The organism is Clostridium sardiniense, assembly GCF_016907995.1.
GTDB classification, from domain to species: domain Bacteria; phylum Bacillota; class Clostridia; order Clostridiales; family Clostridiaceae; genus Clostridium; species Clostridium sardiniense.
This window is the reverse complement of sequence record NZ_JAFBDA010000002.1, coordinates 53,139-70,291: the sequence shown is the minus strand read 5'-3', so window position 1 is coordinate 70,291 and position 17,153 is coordinate 53,139. Positions and strand designations below refer to the sequence as shown.

The 17,153-nt window shown below is 27.6% G+C and carries 17 protein-coding genes and 1 other annotated feature; all 17 genes read right to left on the bottom strand.

Features of this window, described 5'->3' with window-relative positions:
* Window positions 1–56: 56 nt before the first annotated feature.
* Window positions 57–767, bottom strand: a complete 711-nt coding sequence (locus tag JOC62_RS02640; protein ID WP_204593619.1) for a phosphatase — start codon at window positions 765–767, stop codon at window positions 57–59.
* A 272-nt stretch (window positions 768–1,039) separates the two neighbouring features.
* Entirely contained in the window at window positions 1,040–2,410 is a 1,371-nt protein-coding gene (locus JOC62_RS02635; RefSeq protein WP_204593618.1) for an MATE family efflux transporter, read from the bottom strand.
* A gap of 168 nt (window positions 2,411–2,578) precedes the next feature.
* Window positions 2,579–3,748 (bottom strand): pyridoxal phosphate-dependent aminotransferase, encoded by a 1,170-nt coding sequence (locus tag JOC62_RS02630; protein WP_204593617.1) that lies wholly within the window; start codon window positions 3,746–3,748, stop codon window positions 2,579–2,581.
* Window positions 3,745–4,227 (bottom strand): Lrp/AsnC family transcriptional regulator, encoded by a 483-nt coding sequence (locus JOC62_RS02625; RefSeq protein WP_204593616.1) that lies wholly within the window; start codon window positions 4,225–4,227, stop codon window positions 3,745–3,747. The genes JOC62_RS02630 and JOC62_RS02625 overlap by 4 nt, the downstream gene beginning before the upstream one ends.
* Before the next feature lie 66 nt (window positions 4,228–4,293).
* Window positions 4,294–4,558 (bottom strand) — a binding site (T-box leader).
* 167 nt (window positions 4,559–4,725) lie between these two features.
* Window positions 4,726–4,866 (bottom strand): hypothetical protein, encoded by a 141-nt coding sequence (locus JOC62_RS02620; RefSeq protein WP_204593835.1) that lies wholly within the window; start codon window positions 4,864–4,866, stop codon window positions 4,726–4,728.
* 84 nt (window positions 4,867–4,950) lie between these two features.
* Window positions 4,951–5,394, bottom strand: coding sequence for a hypothetical protein (locus JOC62_RS02615; RefSeq protein WP_204593615.1), 444 nt, complete (start codon window positions 5,392–5,394; stop codon window positions 4,951–4,953).
* A gap of 144 nt (window positions 5,395–5,538) precedes the next feature.
* Window positions 5,539–6,954 (bottom strand): aminotransferase class I/II-fold pyridoxal phosphate-dependent enzyme, encoded by a 1,416-nt coding sequence (locus JOC62_RS02610; protein ID WP_204593614.1) that lies wholly within the window; start codon window positions 6,952–6,954, stop codon window positions 5,539–5,541.
* Between the two features lie 218 nt (window positions 6,955–7,172).
* Window positions 7,173–8,384: a M16 family metallopeptidase gene (locus JOC62_RS02605; protein ID WP_204593613.1), complete on the bottom strand. Its 1,212-nt coding sequence runs from the start codon at window positions 8,382–8,384 to the stop codon at window positions 7,173–7,175.
* A 28-nt stretch (window positions 8,385–8,412) separates the two neighbouring features.
* Window positions 8,413–9,768, bottom strand: coding sequence for a thioether cross-link-forming SCIFF peptide maturase (gene scfB / locus JOC62_RS02600; RefSeq protein ID WP_204593612.1), 1,356 nt, complete (start codon window positions 9,766–9,768; stop codon window positions 8,413–8,415).
* Between the two features lie 68 nt (window positions 9,769–9,836).
* Window positions 9,837–9,974, bottom strand: coding sequence for a six-cysteine ranthipeptide SCIFF (scfA, locus tag JOC62_RS02595; RefSeq protein WP_035279055.1), 138 nt, complete (start codon window positions 9,972–9,974; stop codon window positions 9,837–9,839).
* Between the two features lie 82 nt (window positions 9,975–10,056).
* Complete coding sequence (gene fni, locus JOC62_RS02590) at window positions 10,057–11,100, bottom strand: type 2 isopentenyl-diphosphate Delta-isomerase (protein ID WP_204593611.1); 1,044 nt, start codon at window positions 11,098–11,100, stop codon at window positions 10,057–10,059.
* The gene (locus JOC62_RS02585; protein WP_204593610.1) at window positions 11,097–11,372 is read right to left on the bottom strand and encodes an iron-sulfur cluster biosynthesis family protein; all 276 of its coding nucleotides are present in this window, start codon (window positions 11,370–11,372) and stop codon (window positions 11,097–11,099) included. The genes fni and JOC62_RS02585 overlap by 4 nt, the downstream gene beginning before the upstream one ends.
* Before the next feature lie 125 nt (window positions 11,373–11,497).
* Entirely contained in the window at window positions 11,498–12,562 is a 1,065-nt protein-coding gene (locus JOC62_RS02580) for a DHHW family protein (protein ID WP_341534788.1), read from the bottom strand.
* Window positions 12,563–12,681: 119 nt separating this feature from the next.
* Window positions 12,682–14,088: an MBOAT family O-acyltransferase gene (locus tag JOC62_RS02575; protein WP_204593608.1), complete on the bottom strand. Its 1,407-nt coding sequence runs from the start codon at window positions 14,086–14,088 to the stop codon at window positions 12,682–12,684.
* A 15-nt stretch (window positions 14,089–14,103) separates the two neighbouring features.
* Window positions 14,104–14,586, bottom strand: coding sequence for a DUF4358 domain-containing protein (locus JOC62_RS02570; protein WP_204593607.1), 483 nt, complete (start codon window positions 14,584–14,586; stop codon window positions 14,104–14,106).
* Window positions 14,587–14,599: 13 nt separating this feature from the next.
* The gene (locus JOC62_RS02565) at window positions 14,600–15,472 is read right to left on the bottom strand and encodes a GDSL-type esterase/lipase family protein (RefSeq protein ID WP_204593606.1); all 873 of its coding nucleotides are present in this window, start codon (window positions 15,470–15,472) and stop codon (window positions 14,600–14,602) included.
* Between the two features lie 271 nt (window positions 15,473–15,743).
* Window positions 15,744–17,072: an FAD-dependent oxidoreductase gene (locus JOC62_RS02560; RefSeq protein ID WP_204593605.1), complete on the bottom strand. Its 1,329-nt coding sequence runs from the start codon at window positions 17,070–17,072 to the stop codon at window positions 15,744–15,746.
* Between the last annotated feature and the right edge of the window lie 81 nt (window positions 17,073–17,153).

Here is a 17,153-nt window from a genome sequence, read left to right as displayed (position 1 = left end):
AAAGTAACCTATGATAAAAAAGAGCTAGCAATTTTTCAGTTGCTAACTCTCCTGAATTATATTTTAAATATTTCTTTTATATCATCTTCATTATAATTTACAATTAATTCTTCTGGAAAATCTAGTTCTTTTACTAACTTAATACAATTATCAAATTTTCCAATATCATAACATATATGTGCATCACTACCAAATATAATTTTAACTTTTTCCTTTTTACATATATTTAGCATCTTTGTATCATTTTCTAATGCACCTTTTCTAAACCCATTTGGCTTTAATGATGAATTATTAAGTTCTAATAAAACGCCTTTTTCTTTAGCTGCTTTAACTATTTTTTCATAATTTACTGGATATCTTGCATCATCTAAATGACCTATTATCTTTATATTAGGCCTATCCATAGCATTTATTACAGCTATCGTATTCTCTTCTTCAGTACCTGATGCTATGCATGTGGCATGTAAACTAGCAATTGCATAATCTAGCATCTCTAAATCTTTATCTATTAAATCCAAATTTCCTTCATAATCTAAAATATTCACCTCTGCACCAACTAACGTTCTAACATTGTTTATTTCCTTTGGTATAACTCTTAAATTATGAAAATGAAATATATGTGCACTTCCTGGCATTTGAGGTGCATGATCTGATATTCCTAAGTATCTAAGCCCTTTATTACTTGCACTATCTATATTTTCTTTTACAGTACTATAAGCATGCCCACTAGATACTGTGTGTGTATGTAAATCTATTAACTCTCTCATTTAAATTCCTCCTTAAGTAACTATTAATATATTTTACCATAAAAAATTATTATAACAAAAATAACTAAATATATTCATATAAATTATTATTGACTATATGCTAATTTATAAGAAAAGCAGAAATCTTAAAGACTCCTGCTTTATTAGAATTTATGGGCATAAATATTAAACTTTTATGATTAATACTTATATAAATCCTTAACCATTTTTATTATATCTCTTACATATTCTTTTTAAATATTTTAAATAATAGTAAACACCTTATATTCAAATTAACGCTCTATTTCTTTATCAATATTTGATAATTGTTTCTTATAAAATATAGCAAAGGCTATTATCGTAATGGTCGCCGCTATAATATCTGCTGCTGGTTCTGCCATTAATACACCTGCAAGCTTATTCTCAAAAATCATTGGTAATAACAATGCTAATGGTATTAGCAGTATTATTTTTCTAAGTAAAGCTAAAACTAAAGATATTTTTGCTTGTCCAAGTGCAAGGAATGTTTGTTGACATCCAACTTGTGCTCCATAAATTAGAATTCCTGCAAAGAATATTTTTATACTCCATGATGTTATTTCAAGAAGCTGAGGATCATTGTTAAATATTCTTACAAATACTTCTGGAACAGTCATAAGTAAAAGCCACATAGTAGTTGAATAAACTACGCAACTTATTATAAGTAACTTAAAGGTCTTCTTTACTCTATCTAATCTCCCTGCACCAAAATTATAACTAATTATTGGCTGTGCACCTTGTGAAAGACCTATAAGTGGTAAAATAATTATTTGCATTATACTACTCATTATAGTCATTGCACCAACTGCAAGGTCGCCTCCAAATCTTAATAATTGATTATTCATTATTATTATCACTAAACTTTCAGTAGCTTGCATTATAAAAGGTGATACACCAAGAGCCATTATAGGTAATAATATTTTTAACTTTGGTATTATATGCTCTTTTCTTATTTTCAGAGTACTTTTTTTACCAAATAAAAACTTTAATACCCATATAGCTGAAACTAACTGTCCTATAACAGTTGCAAGTGCTGCCCCTTTTACTCCTAAACCAAATCCAAAAATTAATATTGGATCTAATATAATATTTATAACAGCGCCTATCACAACTGTAGCCATTCCTATTTTTGCAAATCCTTGTGTATTAACAAAAGGATTCATACCTAAGGCAATTTGAACAAATACTGTTCCTATTAAATAAATCCCTAAATATTCTGATGCATAACCTATAGTAGCTTCACTTGCTCCAAAAGCCCAAAGTAAAGGCTCTTTAAATATTAAGAATCCTATGGTCATAACTACTCCAATAATAACTAATGCTCCAAAGCTATTACTCATTATTTTTTCTGCTTCATCATTCTTTTTCTCACCCATCTTTATAGCTGCAATAGGTGCACCTCCAGATCCAATAAGAGCACTAAATGCAGCAACTATCATTATAATTGGAAAAGCAACTCCAACCCCTGCCATAGCAATTCCTCCATTCGGAATTCTTCCAATAAATATTCTATCTACTATGTTATATAATACATTTACAAGCTGTGCTATAATCGCTGGAAGTGCTAATTTAAATAATAAACTCTTAATATTTCCATCGCCTAAATTTATAACCTTTTCTCTCATACTCTTCCCTCATTCTTCTTTTATTAATTTTATACATATAATATTAATCTTTTTGCAATACTTTTTCAACATTAAATGAACTAAAATTCATAAAGTTTTTTATTTATATTATTTAATAAAACAAGTGATAATAGTACTACTATTATCACTTGTTAATAATTCTATATATTATATTTTATGTTTTTCTATAAATCTTCTTATTCTTTTAACAGCTTCCATTATGTCATTCATTGATGCTGCATAGCATGCTCGTATAAAACCTTCTCCACAATCTCCAAATGCATTTCCTGGTACTGCTAAAACTTTTTCTTCCATTAAAAGTTTTTCACAAAATTCATCCGATGTCATTCCTGTTGATTTAATACAAGGAAATACATAAAGAGCTCCTAATGGCTCAAAGCAATCTAGTCCCATTTTTCTAAATCCATCAACTAATACTCTTCTTCTTCTATTATACTCTCCTGCCATTTCTTTTACACTATCATCGCCATTTTTAAGGGCTTCTATAGCAGCATATTGAGCAGTAGTTGGAGAACACATAATTGCATATTGGTGTATCTTTTTCATAGCATCTATTAATACTTCATTTCCACATGCATATCCAAGTCTCCAACCTGTCATTGCATAAGCCTTTGAAAATCCATTTATTATCAGCGTTTTATCTTTAACTTCAGGAAAACTTGCAATTGATACATGCTTCTTATCATAGGATAATTCGCTATATATCTCATCTGATAAGATCACTATCTCTTTATCTTTTAATACATCAACAATTTTTTCGAGCTCTTCCCTTGTCATTATAGCTCCTGTTGGATTATTAGGAAACGGTAGTATTACTACTTTTGTCCTAGGAGTTATCGCTTCTCTAAGCATATCTGGCGTAAGTTTAAAATCATCCTCTGCTCTTAAATTAATTATTTTTGCTGTAGCTCCAGTAAATGCAGTACATCCTCTATAAGCTACAAAGCTTGGTTCTGGTATTATAACTTCATCACCAGGTCCAACTAAAGCCCTAAGTGCTAAGTCAATACCCTCACTGCCTCCAACAGTTACTAATATTTCGCTCTCCGCTTTATAAGAAAGATCGTATCTTCTGTTCATATAGCTTGATATCTCTTCTCTTAACTCAATAAAACCTGCATTTGATGAATAATGAGTATGACCTTTCTCTAGTGAATATATTCCAGCTTCTACAACATTCCAAGGTGTAACAAAATCTGGCTCTCCGACACCAAGTGATATAACATCTTCCATCTCATTTATCATATCAAAATATTTTCTTATACCTGATGGAGGCATGTCCTTTACTTTGCTTAAAATCATTTTTTCCATCATCATATAAATATTGCCTCCCTATCATTAATCTTCTTATCTTTAAATATTGTTCCATGATCTTTATATTTCTTAAGTACAAAATGAGTTGCTGTTCCTTGAACATATTCTTGTACTGAAAGTTTTTCAGATACAAACATAGCAACTTCTTTCATTGTTTTCCCTTCAACTATAACAGTTAGATCAAAGCCGCCTGAACTCATTAAATAGCATGCTTTTACATTTGAAAATTTATATATTCTCTCAGCTACTTTATCAAATCCTTCTCCTCTTTGTGGAGTTATTTTGACTTCAATTAAAGCTGTTACTGTCTCTCTTCCTGTATTCTCCCAATTAATTAAAGTCGTATAACCTGCAATTATATTCTTTTCTTCATAATCTCTTATAGCATCTCTGACTTCTTCTACTGTTTTCCCAGTCATTATAGCAATTTCTTCATCAGTATATCTACTGTTTTTCTCTAATACTTCAAGAATTTCTTCCATTTTTTATTCCTCCCTATAGATCTCAATAATCTTTTTCTTTTAAAATAAAAAAATCCCTCATCCCAAAAAAGGGACGAAGGTTACTAACTCTTTCGCGGTACCACCCTAATAAGTAAAAATATTACTATAATTACTCACTCAGTAGGAATACATATTATATTCCTTCCTCTTTAACGGTAGGACTCCGGCACTATTTTATTAAGCAATAAGCTTATTTCTCAATAGACAACTCCAAGGCTGCTTCCATAAGATTAACTTACTAAATTCACACCACTCTTTAGCTCTCTTAAAAGTTATATCTAAATGTACTCTTCCTCTTCAAAACTTTTTACATTTATTTATTTTCTATATTATATGACTATATTTTAATAAATTCAATACCTTTTTTTATTTTTTTTTACAGTTTAATATATTTTTTTATATATGTGATAACATTTATAATTAATCTCTTCTTAAATGTTATCTAATTAATATTAAGTTTAGTCTACATAGATAGGTCTAATTTTGATGATTTAATATAGTTTTTAAATCATCTTCTGGTACTTTTTGTGCCATTTCTCTATAGTAATTTCTTCCTGGACATGCTCCATCACAACTTCCAATTAAAAAAGTTCTTAATCGTTCCTTCTCTAACTGCATTAATATATACTTCCTTTCTTATGCTTTTTTATGTAAAAAAGAGACTATAAAGAATCTTCTTTTTATAGCCTCTCTATAAATTAATTATCTACAACGCCAGCAATCATGAAAATCGCATTCGCATTTTTCTTCTTCGCATTCTTCTTCTTCGCATTTTTCTTTAAAACATTTTATAGCTTTCTCACAACAGCAATCCCTTTTCTCTTCCATTTCTTTAAGTTTTCTAACTAAACATTCAACTTCCTTTGTTCTTTCTTCAGCTTGTTCAAATAAACGTGCAGCTCTTTCAAGACTCTTTTCGCCTTCTTCTTGTAAGCAAATTATTTCTTTTAACTTTCTATTTATGCATTCGATTAACTTTTGATTTCTTTCTGACATTTCTTTTGCACATTTTTCAAATTTTTCACATTTATCATCTTTATCTTTGCATTTATCTTTGCATTTGTCTTTGCACCAATCATGTTTATCGCAATCCCAATCATTGCGTCTTCTTCTATTTTCCATACAGTCTCTATTACAATTACCCATAATTTCCTACCTCTCTTTTGTATACTTAGTTTTTATCCTTATAATATACTATATGAATTATGTCTCTTATTGTTACCAGTATTTCCTTCTAGAAATATACCAAAAAAATAAAACATAAGACTTAAATCCTATGTTCTATTTAAACTATTTTTTCTCTATAACCTTAAAACTATCTTTATATAGACCAATTACATCCTTTTTATTTTTTATATAACTGATAACCATATCTACAACTTCTTGTGTGATTCTTTCCCCTTGACAAACTAATGGTATACCAGGTGGATATGGTATTATAGCTTCTTTAGCTATAAGTCCAATTGCCTCTTCAATTTTGCAAAATTTTCCGGGCTTTTCAAAGACCTCATAAGGCTCTAAAACCTTCTCTGGTGTAATGTCAAAAATTTTACAACCTCCTTTTTCTTTAATATCATCAATTTTTAGTTTCTCTATAGCATCATATATCTTTTTAAAATCATCATCTTTATTAAATGGTGATAGTATTAAAACTACACCTCTTGAAAAACTCATTTCTGCTTGAATTTTTTCTCTTCTCAGATAATCGTGAAACTTGTGTCCACTATATCCTTTAGGAAGTAATACTAGATATCTACTTAAATCAAATTCATATCCTTCTTTTAAATCTTCTCTTGAGAATATATGAAGTTTTTTAAGACTATTTATCCTTTCTCTCCAAGCTTCTGCTCTATCTATAAGTTCCTCATAATCTAAATTTCCGTATTCATCTAAATAGTATCTTGCATAATCTAAAGATGCCATTAAAAGATATGATGGAGATGTTGTAAGTAATGCATTTTTATAAAACTCTACATTTCCTTCTTCATCATTTACAATTAAATATCCACCTTGTGTTAATGCTGGTATTGTCTTATGAGCACTTAAAATTGTATAGTCTGCAACTTGTGTAATACTTTTAGGTAATCTTTCATTTATTCCAAAATGAGCTCCATGTGCTGCATCAATTACAACCTTTAAACCTCTATTTTTTAAATCTTTAATTATATCTTCTAAGATATAACTTATACCAAAATAGTTTGGATGAGTTAATATTATACCTTTTGGATTATTACTTTTACTTAATGCTTCATAAATTTTACTCTTATCCGGTGGCAAGAATATATCTCTTTCCTTATCTATTACTGGCTCTATATACGTAACTTTAAGTTTTCTTAATATCAATCCATTATATACAGATTTGTGACAGTTCCTTTCAACAAGCACCTCATCACCTTCATTAAAAGCACTAAATATAGAAATTATATTTCCACCTGAACTTCCATTAACCATAAAATAACCCTTTTTTCCGTTATAAGTTTTTGCTAAAAGTTCTTCTGCCTCTTTTATTATTCCCTCTGGGTGTTGAAGATTATCCAAAGGATCATTTTCTGTTATATCTAGAAATCCAAGTCTATTTGTAAATTCTTTTCCTATATCATCCTTCAAAAAACCTATGCCACACTTATTTCCTGGCATTGATAAAATCAAATTATTTTCATTATGATAATCTAATAGTGTTTGTAATATTGGTATTTTTCTACTCATAGTACTTCTCCTTATTTTTAATAAGTTCTTCCATTCAGTTTATAATATTCTAATTAAACCCTTTATTTTCCCTTAAAATCTCTATTTAAAATAAATTAATTTATATTAATATTCAAAACATAATATGGCTTTAACTATATAAATTATACAAGGTTATAATCTAATTTTGAATATTTATATAACTAAAAAAGTTGCCCTAAGCTAATAAGGCAACTTTTTTATTTGATAATTTGAACTAATTTATTTTTAAATACCTTCTCTAAAGTATCTATTATAAAATCTATATCAATATTATCTATATCTTCCGTTTCATTGATATAAACTCTATAGTCATTAAACATGGTCTCATAGGTAGATAACTCTTTAGCTAAAACAATACTTTGCTCTTCTCTAAATAATCTTTTAAGCTTAAACCTCTTTTTCCACTTTAAAAGTTCAGATTCACTAATTGTATTTTTAAGATTTTTAATTTCATAAACACACTCATCTATTAAAGATAGTGCTTTATCCACATTTTCTTTTGCTGTACTAAATGTAATTTTATAAAATTTTATCCCATTTTCATGACAAACTCTCGTTAATACATCATATACTAATCCATTTTTAGTTCTTAATGTATCAAAAAGTTTAGAGTTTATACCTTCTCCAAAATATTCATTAAATATTCTAAGAGCTCTTACTTCTTTTTCTGAAAGTTTATCAATAGAATAATTTATTTGTATTTTATTAGTTTTTATATCACCTTTTATATCTTCAAAGACTTTTGAATAAAGAGTTTCATAAGTTATTTCATCTATTGTATCTAGTGTACTGTTCCACTCTTCAAAATATCTTTTAACTATGTCTAAGACTATATCAAAATCTAATGAAGTAACAACTGCAATTTTAGTATTCCTTGGGAAATATGTCTTTTTATAAAACCCCTTAATATCTTCTAAGCATATATTTTTTAAACTATCAAATGTACCTATTATAGGATACTTTATTCTTCTACTTTTAAATGCATTTAAAAATAGTTTATCTTCTAAATATTGCTCTAAATCTTCATCCCACTCTTTTAACTCTTCAACTATTACACTCATTTCTTCTTTAAAGCCATCATTTTTAAAGGAAGGATTTATAATAATATCTGAGAAAAGTTCTATTCCTCTTTCTAAATCTTCTCCTAAAAGAGTTCCGTAGTATATTACATATGGATAATTTGTCATAGCATTTTGGAATCCAAAAATTTCACTAAGTTCTTTATTTATATCTTCTTCGCTTCTATTTTTTGTTCCTTTATAAACCATATGCTCTGTAGCATGTGCTACTCCATACTTTTCTTCATCTCTTAAAGCTCCAGCATCTAAAGATATACATATTGAAGTAAGATCTGATATATTTTTTTTATATATTAACTTTACTCCATTTTCAAGGATATACTCTTTCAAACTTTATCACTCCAAAATATTTTAAAATTTATTCTGCTGCCTTTAATGCAATTGCACATTCAATTCTCTTCTTTTGCATCTTACATCCTATTTCATAAGGAACATGTATATCACCATTAAAGTTTACGTTGTTAGCTTGGCATCCACCACTACAGTAGAATCTTGCCCAGCAATCCTTACACTTTGGTTTGTTGTATATATGAGCTTTCTTAAATTCTCTTCCAAGTTCTTTATCATAGCTATCATCAAATATTGTTCCTAATTTGTATTCTTCCTTACCAACAAATTGATGACATGGATATACATCACCTTGAGGAGTTATTGCTACATATTCAAATCCAGCTCCACAACCTGAAATTCTCTTGTATACACATGGTCCTCCATTAAGATCTACATTGAAGTGATAGAATCTAAATTCATCCCCTTCTCTCTTTCTTCTAACCATTTCATCATATAGCTTGTCATAGTTTTCAAAGATAGTATCTAAATCTTCTTCTCTTAATGAAAGAGGATGCTCCCCTGGTAATACAACTGGTTCTATTGATATTTCTCTAAAGCCTTCTTTAGCCATTTCCATAACATCTTCATAGAAATCAGTGTTTGCTCTTGTAAATGTTCCTCTTACATAGAACATCTTATCTTTATTTCTTCTTTCAACCATCTTTTTGATGTTTGGAAGTATATCATCATATGATCCTGAACCATCAACTTTAATTCTTACATTATCATTTACTTCTTTTCTTCCATCTAATGAAAGTATAATATTACCCATTTCTTTATCCATGAATTCCATCATTTCATCATTTAAAAGAGTTGCATTAGTTGTCATAGTGAATCTTATATTTTTCTTCCACGCTTTTTCATTATCTCTTGCATACTTTATTATTTCTTTAATAGTATCCATTATAAGAGTTGGTTCTCCACCAAAAAGATCTATTTCTATATTTCTTCTAGGACCACTTCTCTTTACGACATAGTCTATTGCTTTCTTTGCAGTTTCTATATCCATAACACCTTTGTGTCCATGATATTCTCCTTCATCTGCAAAACAATACTTACATCTTAAGTTGCATCCATGAATAATATTTAAGCATACAGCCTTTATATAGTCTCTATCATCCATTGAACTATGAGCTATATCTTCATACATATCTTTTGTATAAAGCATGTCCTCATCTACTAATTGCTTTATTTCATCATAAGCTTCACTAAGCTCTTTTTCATCATATTTTGATTTTAATTCATTTATAACTGTATTCTTATCTCTTAATCCATTGTCATCTACTAAGTCATAAACTAGTTCGTCAACAACGTGAACTGCTCCTGTATTAACATCTAAGACAAAACAATTGTCCCCTTGTTTAAATTTATGTATTAATGCCATTTTAAAAACTCCTCCTAAATTACATTAATAATTAAGCAGTAACTTAAGTTTAAGTTACTGCTTATTTATTAGTTTTCGCACTCTAAGTTTGCAACTGTGCATGAAGTTTTACATGCTGATTGGCATGAATTTGCACATTCTTTGCATCCTGGTTTCTTTAAACTGTTCTTGATGTTTGTTTTATTAATTGTTTTTATGTGTTTCATATACTTACTCCTCCATTATTAAAGAATAACATGAAAATTATAACACAAACAGCTTGTATCTTCTACACTTATTGGATAGTTACTAAATATTTATTTTAGATTTTACAAAGTTTTTAATAATATCTTCCTCTTTATAGTAATATTTTACTTTTTTGATATCTTCAATATTCTCGCATCCTAAACATCCCATAAGTATTTTAATATTTTCTCTTAATGAATTTATATATTCTATAACTTCATACATTCCACCATTTAAATATTTATATAGTATAGGTCCTGATATCCCACTTATATTTGCACCAAGCATTATAGACTTTATTATATGACTTCCTTTGCTTATTCCTCCAGATGATATTATATTTAAATCTGGTTTTGCAACCTTACAAAAAAGGATTGATTGAGGTGTTGGTATTTCAATTTCTTCTATTTCTTCGAATATATCAATAGTTTTTCTTAATGCTTCAATTTTAATAAAGCTTGTTCCACCTTTTCCACCAACATCCACATACTCTACACCAGCATTTATTAATTCTTTGCAAGCATCAAAGCTAATTCCACTGCCAACTTCCTTTATAATAACTGGAACGTCTATATTTTTTATTATATTTTCTATATTTTTTAACATTCCCTTAAAATTTCTATCCCCTTCTGTCATAACCAATTCCTGCGCTGGATTTAAATGAAGCTGAATTCCATCCGCTTCTATTAAGTCTATTGCTCTTTTTACATTTTCTAAAGAACTAAGTGCACTTAAATTAGAGAGAATAATACCCTCTTTATTATTCTCTCGAGCTACCTTAAATGTTCTTTCTAACCCTTTATCTTTAAACATTATAGCTTGGGATCCAACTGCCATAGGAATATTAAATTCTTTTGCTATAATACTTAAATCTCTATTTATTTCAAAGCTCAAATCTGTTCCACCAGTCATAGCATTTATCATAACTGGCATATCTATTTTTTTCTCTAAAAAATTACATTTAAGATTTATTTCATCATAATTTATTTCTGGTACAGAATTATTAAAAATTTTTATATCCTTAAAATAATCTTCTTTAGAATAAGCCTCCATAGCATATTTTATATGCTCTAACTTTCTACTCTTACTCTTTTCTAAATCTTTCATTTATTCTCCTTTATATAAAATCCATTAATATACTTATCTCTATCATAAAAGATTGTAGTATTATCACATGCTTTCTCAGAATATTCATCTAGCACAAACTTTATTCCATCTATATTAAATACTTTATCATCTTCCCTCTTAAAATCAGTAAATAGTTCATAATAGGAAACTCCACAAGAAAGTGTTGCTTTTATTCTAACATATTCATCCTGTGAATTTGCACCTAATTTTATTAATGCTTCCTTTGCTTTTTCATCTATATTTATATTCATAAAATCATCTCCTTAATTTTTATATATTTAGGATTATCCTTTTATTAAAATAAAATTCTATTTTTAATATATAAAAAAACCATCATAATCTATGATGGTCCCTTTTACATATTAAATTTATTTTCTTATTCGTTATTTAAAACTGGTGCTAAGGAATTATCTTGGAAAAATGTATTCGCATTATAAAGATATAATATATCTGTTGTTCCTTCATTTTTAATTAAACTTTCAATATCATCATAATAGTATCTAGGATCAACCATTACGATTTCACTATAATGAGTAGTTAAAAATTGTACAAAACTATTTGCATAAGAATCTTTTATTAGTAATAACTTTTTATCACTCTTGGAAGTTGTATTTATTTTTACAATAGGATGATTTCCTTCTAAAAACACTGTATATTTATCCTTCTTTTTAAGACTATCACTATCATATAAAGTCCCTTCTTTTTTCTTTTCTTTAACATAGTTTGCTATTACTTCATCATCACTACTTTTAGGAATATATATATCTATGCTATCAGGCTCATCAACATCAAATGCACTCTTTGAAGATAATGTTCCATAAAAATCATTAGTAACTCGCTCTATAGAATAATTATCTTTAGTATTTGCTTTTAAATTCATAGTCTTACATGCTTCTAAGTATGAGTAATACGCTCCTAAAGTTGTCCAATGATGATCCGTCCTATAATATAAATACTCATTCTTATGATTATTTAATATATCAAAAGTATCAATAAATTTAATATCTGAACTTAATTTACTTTTAAAATTATTTATGTAATCTCTTTGATTTAATACTGGTGCAAATTTAGGTAACTTATCTTTAACTATACTTATAGCATTAGGTGCAACCATTACATAACTCTTAATATTCTTATGTATTTTTGAAAACTTATTTATAGCATTTATATTTTGATTTATATAATCATCATTAGGTTCCTTAAAACTCTCTATAAGATAAGCATTCTCTGATAAATAAATTCCGTTACTCTCTTTTTTACCACTTATTTTATCAATTGTTGATTTAATATTTATCCAAGAACCTCTAAATGCAAATTGATCACTTTTGTATTTCTCATATTTTTTTATAAATCTACCTTCGAATAATCTATCTATTGAAAATTTTGGAGCTTGAGCTAGCATTCTATTTTCTACTTCTGAAAACTCTTTGGGTTTAATCACAATATTTAAACTTACTAAGATTATTAGAAAAAGTAGAAAACTAACTGCTAATAATCTCTGATATCTAATTTTATTTATATTAGATTTTTTATACATAACATATTCATCTACTTTCTTTTCTAAAATCTAAAGTATAAAAATGGATTATAGGTTGCATTAACTAAATAAGCAATACTTAGTAATAATATTGTCATCTGTATTAATAATGCTACTATTACCCCTTTAGAATTATATACCTCTCTTATTCTATTAAATATTTTCTTTATAATTGGAGTTGAACATAATATTAAAATTATAAATATTAATATATTAGTATATAGATAATATATTGATGTTCCGTCTATGAACTTATTTCCAGACAGTCCAAACATTACTTTTATATATTGTATTGACTCATCTAATGTATTCATAGAAAATAATACCCAGCCTACCATAACTATTATCATTGTATAAATACGTCTTATTGCCACTGGAAGTTTTTCTAATAAATTCTTCATAAATATCTTCTCTATAAGAACAAAGAACCCATAGTATAATCCCCAGGCTATAAAGTTCCAACTCGCACCATGCCATAACCCCGTTAAAAGCCATACAATAAAAATATTTCTACATTGTTTGCTTATGCCTATACGATTTCCTCCAAGAGGTATATATATGTAATCTCTAAACCATGATCCAAGTGATATATGCCATCTTCTCCAAAACTCAGTTACACTCTTTGATATATATGGATAATTAAAATTTTCTATAAAATCAAAACCAAACATCTTACCAAGTCCAATTGCCATATCCGAGTATCCACTAAAATCAAAATATATTTGAAATGTATATGCAGCTATTCCTATCCATGAAGAAATCACAGAAATATTTGCTATATTCATACTAGATATAGCAGTCCATACCATTCCTATATTATTAGCAAGTAATACTTTTTTACCTAATCCCTCTATAAACCTCTCTACACCTTCACCAAACTTATCTATATTTTCATTTCTATTTTCCAACTGTTTATTTATATCAGAATATTGAACAATTGGTCCTGCAACTAATTGTGGGAACATTGATATATAAAGTGAAAAATTTATAAAATTCTTTTGCACATTAACTTTCTTCATATAAACATCTACTATATATGATAATGTTTGAAATGTATAAAATGATATCCCTACAGGTAATGGAAGAGATTCATATTCAATATGTGTAGAGAATAAACTATTTATATTCTCTACAATAAATCCAAAATATTTAAAAAATCCAAGTATTGCTATATTCATTATTATAGTAAATATAAAAATCTGTCTTACTTTTCTTCTATTCTTTGAATTTTTATTTATTAATAAGGCTGCAAAGTAATCAAAAATTATAGTAAGTATCATTAAAAATATATATTTAGGTTCACCCCATGCATAAAAAATTAAGCTAGCTATTAATAATGTTATATTTTTTATTTTCCTTGGAGATATGTAATATAAAATTAATGTAATAGGTAAAAAAGTAAAAATAAAAATTATACTGCTAAATACCACGTCTATTACCTCTTTCTATTTTATTGCTTCTTTAAATTTGTCCTTTATTGCTTCAGCATCTTTTGATATTACAAAAATTACATAGTTACCTCTTACAGCAATTTCATTATTTTCTATTAAATTTGCCTGTTCTGGTGCATAATCTTTAAAGCTCTCTAATTGTTTATTAGCCCTCTCCTCCATACTATCTTCTATTGATTCAATTTGTTTTTTATTCTTCACCTTTACTATAAGTATTTCATCTACATCCATCGTTGATGAAGGTAAGTATAAACAAAATTCTTCTAAATCATTTGAATTTAATCCATAATATCTTTTTAATACTTTGCTGTCTCCCTTTCTCATAGATGATAAATCATGTGCTACTTCTATTTCTTTTACTATATTATTAACTGGTATATTTTTTGTATCTGAAAAAGTTGTACACCCTTTAAATATTATTGCTAAAAATATCACTAATAGTAATTTTACACACGACCTTTTATTGATATCTTTCATAATAGCCCCCTTTTTATTTATTAATTTTTTTATTTATCTGCTCTAACCATTTAGGATAAAAGTTTGCTATTAAATGAATTCCATCAGGTTCATATAACTTACTATTACTTTGAACTAAATAACTTACATCTATATAATTAATTTTTAGTTCATCACACATATCTTTTAATGCATTGTTAAATTCAGTTATTCTCTCTGGCCTAAGATTCTTATCCTTTAGCCAAACTTTTTCTTGAGTTTTAAAAATATTATTTATGTATATTTGTGTTCCAGGTAATTGCTTTCTTATATTTGCTATTAATTTTTTGTATTTATTTATAAAATCATTTTTATATTTAAACATGCCAAGATCATTCATCCCATATAACATTACAATTTTTCTAGGTTTTAAACTTATTACTGAACTTATGTCTTTTTCATTGGCCGTTATAACATTTCTTCCTTTAGTTGCAACTACTGATGAAGCTAATAGAAAATTATATTCATCTAAAGGTTCAACTAAAGAGTCCCCCATAAAAACCGTATCTTCAAATATCGCTTTATAACTTCTATTCTTCTGTTCCTTTGTATTACTTTTCTCATGCTTTTTTATACTTTCTTTATTTATCTTATTTAATTCATCTATTTTATCTTGTTTTATTTTTTCTATTTTACTTTGAATATCTGATACATTCTTATTTTCTAAGTTTCTAATAGCTAGTACACCCTCTTCAACCATATCAACTCTCTCTAACTTTTCTTTAATATGTGCACTTAATCTATAAGTCCCAGAAAATATAAATATTATAACTGTTAACGATAAAACTCCTAATACAATTTTTTTTCGTTTCCTTCTTTTTCTTCTTAATATTTCTTTTTTATAAATACTATTATCTATTTTAAACATCTGTGATCTCACCCTCATCACTCTTCTCTCTTCCAAACTATGTTTTAATGGTATCACTCATCTTTTTTAATGTAGTTAAAATTTGATTAAAATTTTATTACATTAACATGTTTTATATATTAATTAATATTTTTTAATTTTTTTATCCTTACTTTAGATTTTGTTAATTATTTATTAATTATTCATTTTAACTAATAATGGATATTATCTTAATAAAAAAGAACCTATCACATTCATGATAGGTTCTTAAATATATTATTCTACTTCAATATTATAGAGCTTTAAGCGCTACTGCATTTAATAAACTCCATGGTTTATTAAAGTGTGGCTGGAAGAAGAAGTCAGTCATTGCAAGTTCTTCTACAGTCATATCATTTTGAATAACTACTGATAAAGTATTCATAAATTGAGTTAAATCAGCTTTTGAAATAATTTGACCACCTAAAATTCTTCTTGAATTTTTATCAAATACAATTTTAACCATTGCCTTTTCGTATGTTGGCATGAATTCTGGTCTATAATTTTCTTCAATTGTTGCAGTTTCAACTTCTAATCCAGCAAGTTTAGCACCTTCTTCTGTTAATCCTGTTGATGCTATACATTCTTCATATATTTTAATACCTGATGTACCTTGAGTACCCATGTACTTAATTGTAGGACCATTTATATTTCTAGCAACTAAAGTTCCCATTCTTACTGCATTTGTAGCTAGTGGAATATATCTTTCTTCTTTAGTTGGATTAAATTTAACAACACAACAATCTCCTGCTGCAAATACATCCTCTCTGCTTGTTCTCATGTATTCGTCAATCATTATTGCACCATTTGGAAGAGTATTAAGCTTTCCATTTACTAATGCTGTATTTGGTCTAAATCCAATACACAATACTACTAGGTCTCCAGCATAAGTACCATTGTCAGTTACTACAGTTTGTACCTTTCCATTTTCTCCTTCAAAGCACTTAACTTTTTCACCAAGAACTAAATTAACTCCATGTTCTATAAATGATTTTTCTGCTATATCTGTAAATTCTTTATCTAAATATTTAGGCATTATTCTTTCTTCTGCATCAATTAACGTTACGTTCTTACCTAACATTTCAAATGCTTCTGCAAGTTCAACACCAATGTATCCTGCTCCAATAATAACTACATTCTTAGCTTTCTTACCCTTTTCAGTAATCGCCTTTGCTTGATTGTAGTTTTTACATAAAACTATATTTTCTAAGTCTCCACCAACAAAGTTTGGAACTATTGGCCATGAACCAACTGTTAAGACTAATTTATCATAATTATCTTCAAATATTTCTTCTGTTACTAAATTTTTAACTCTAACTTTTTTATTATCAAAATCTATATCTAATACATCATGTTTCATATTTGTTTTAACACCAAGCTCAGCTAATGCTTCTGGTGAACTATAAAACATATCATTTAAATCCTTAACAACATCTCCAACATGAAGTGCTATACCACATGATAAGAATGATATATTATCATTTCTTTCGTATATAGTTACTTCACTATCTGGGTATAGTGCCTTTAAATTTACTACTGTTGCTGTACCTGCATGTGTACATCCTATAACAAGAACTTTCATGATTAATTCCTCCTAATTTATACTCATTCTTAATTAATAATCTTTATTTTTTAATTTTCATAATTAAATCATACTTCTTTA

Excerpts from the sequence above, each read along its gene's own strand:
- JOC62_RS02640 (WP_204593619.1), bottom strand. The coding sequence starts at position 767 with ATGAGAGAGTTAATAGATTTACATACACACACAGTATCTAGTGGGCAT.
- JOC62_RS02635 (WP_204593618.1), bottom strand. The coding sequence starts at position 2,410 with ATGAGAGAAAAGGTTATAAATTTAGGCGATGGAAATATTAAGAGTTTA.
- JOC62_RS02630 (WP_204593617.1), bottom strand. The coding sequence starts at position 3,748 with ATGATGATGGAAAAAATGATTTTAAGCAAAGTAAAGGACATGCCTCCA.
- JOC62_RS02625 (WP_204593616.1), bottom strand. The coding sequence starts at position 4,227 with ATGGAAGAAATTCTTGAAGTATTAGAGAAAAACAGTAGATATACTGAT.
- JOC62_RS02620 (WP_204593835.1), bottom strand. The coding sequence starts at position 4,866 with ATGCAGTTAGAGAAGGAACGATTAAGAACTTTTTTAATTGGAAGTTGT.
- JOC62_RS02615 (WP_204593615.1), bottom strand. The coding sequence starts at position 5,394 with ATGGGTAATTGTAATAGAGACTGTATGGAAAATAGAAGAAGACGCAAT.
- JOC62_RS02610 (WP_204593614.1), bottom strand. The coding sequence starts at position 6,954 with ATGAGTAGAAAAATACCAATATTACAAACACTATTAGATTATCATAAT.
- scfB (WP_204593612.1), bottom strand. The coding sequence starts at position 9,768 with ATGGCATTAATACATAAATTTAAACAAGGGGACAATTGTTTTGTCTTA.
- scfA (WP_035279055.1), bottom strand. The coding sequence starts at position 9,974 with ATGAAACACATAAAAACAATTAATAAAACAAACATCAAGAACAGTTTA.
- fni (WP_204593611.1), bottom strand. The coding sequence starts at position 11,100 with ATGAAAGATTTAGAAAAGAGTAAGAGTAGAAAGTTAGAGCATATAAAA.
- JOC62_RS02585 (WP_204593610.1), bottom strand. The coding sequence starts at position 11,372 with ATGAATATAAATATAGATGAAAAAGCAAAGGAAGCATTAATAAAATTA.
- JOC62_RS02570 (WP_204593607.1), bottom strand. The coding sequence starts at position 14,586 with ATGAAAGATATCAATAAAAGGTCGTGTGTAAAATTACTATTAGTGATA.
- JOC62_RS02565 (WP_204593606.1), bottom strand. The coding sequence starts at position 15,472 with ATGTTTAAAATAGATAATAGTATTTATAAAAAAGAAATATTAAGAAGA.
- JOC62_RS02560 (WP_204593605.1), bottom strand. The coding sequence starts at position 17,072 with ATGAAAGTTCTTGTTATAGGATGTACACATGCAGGTACAGCAACAGTA.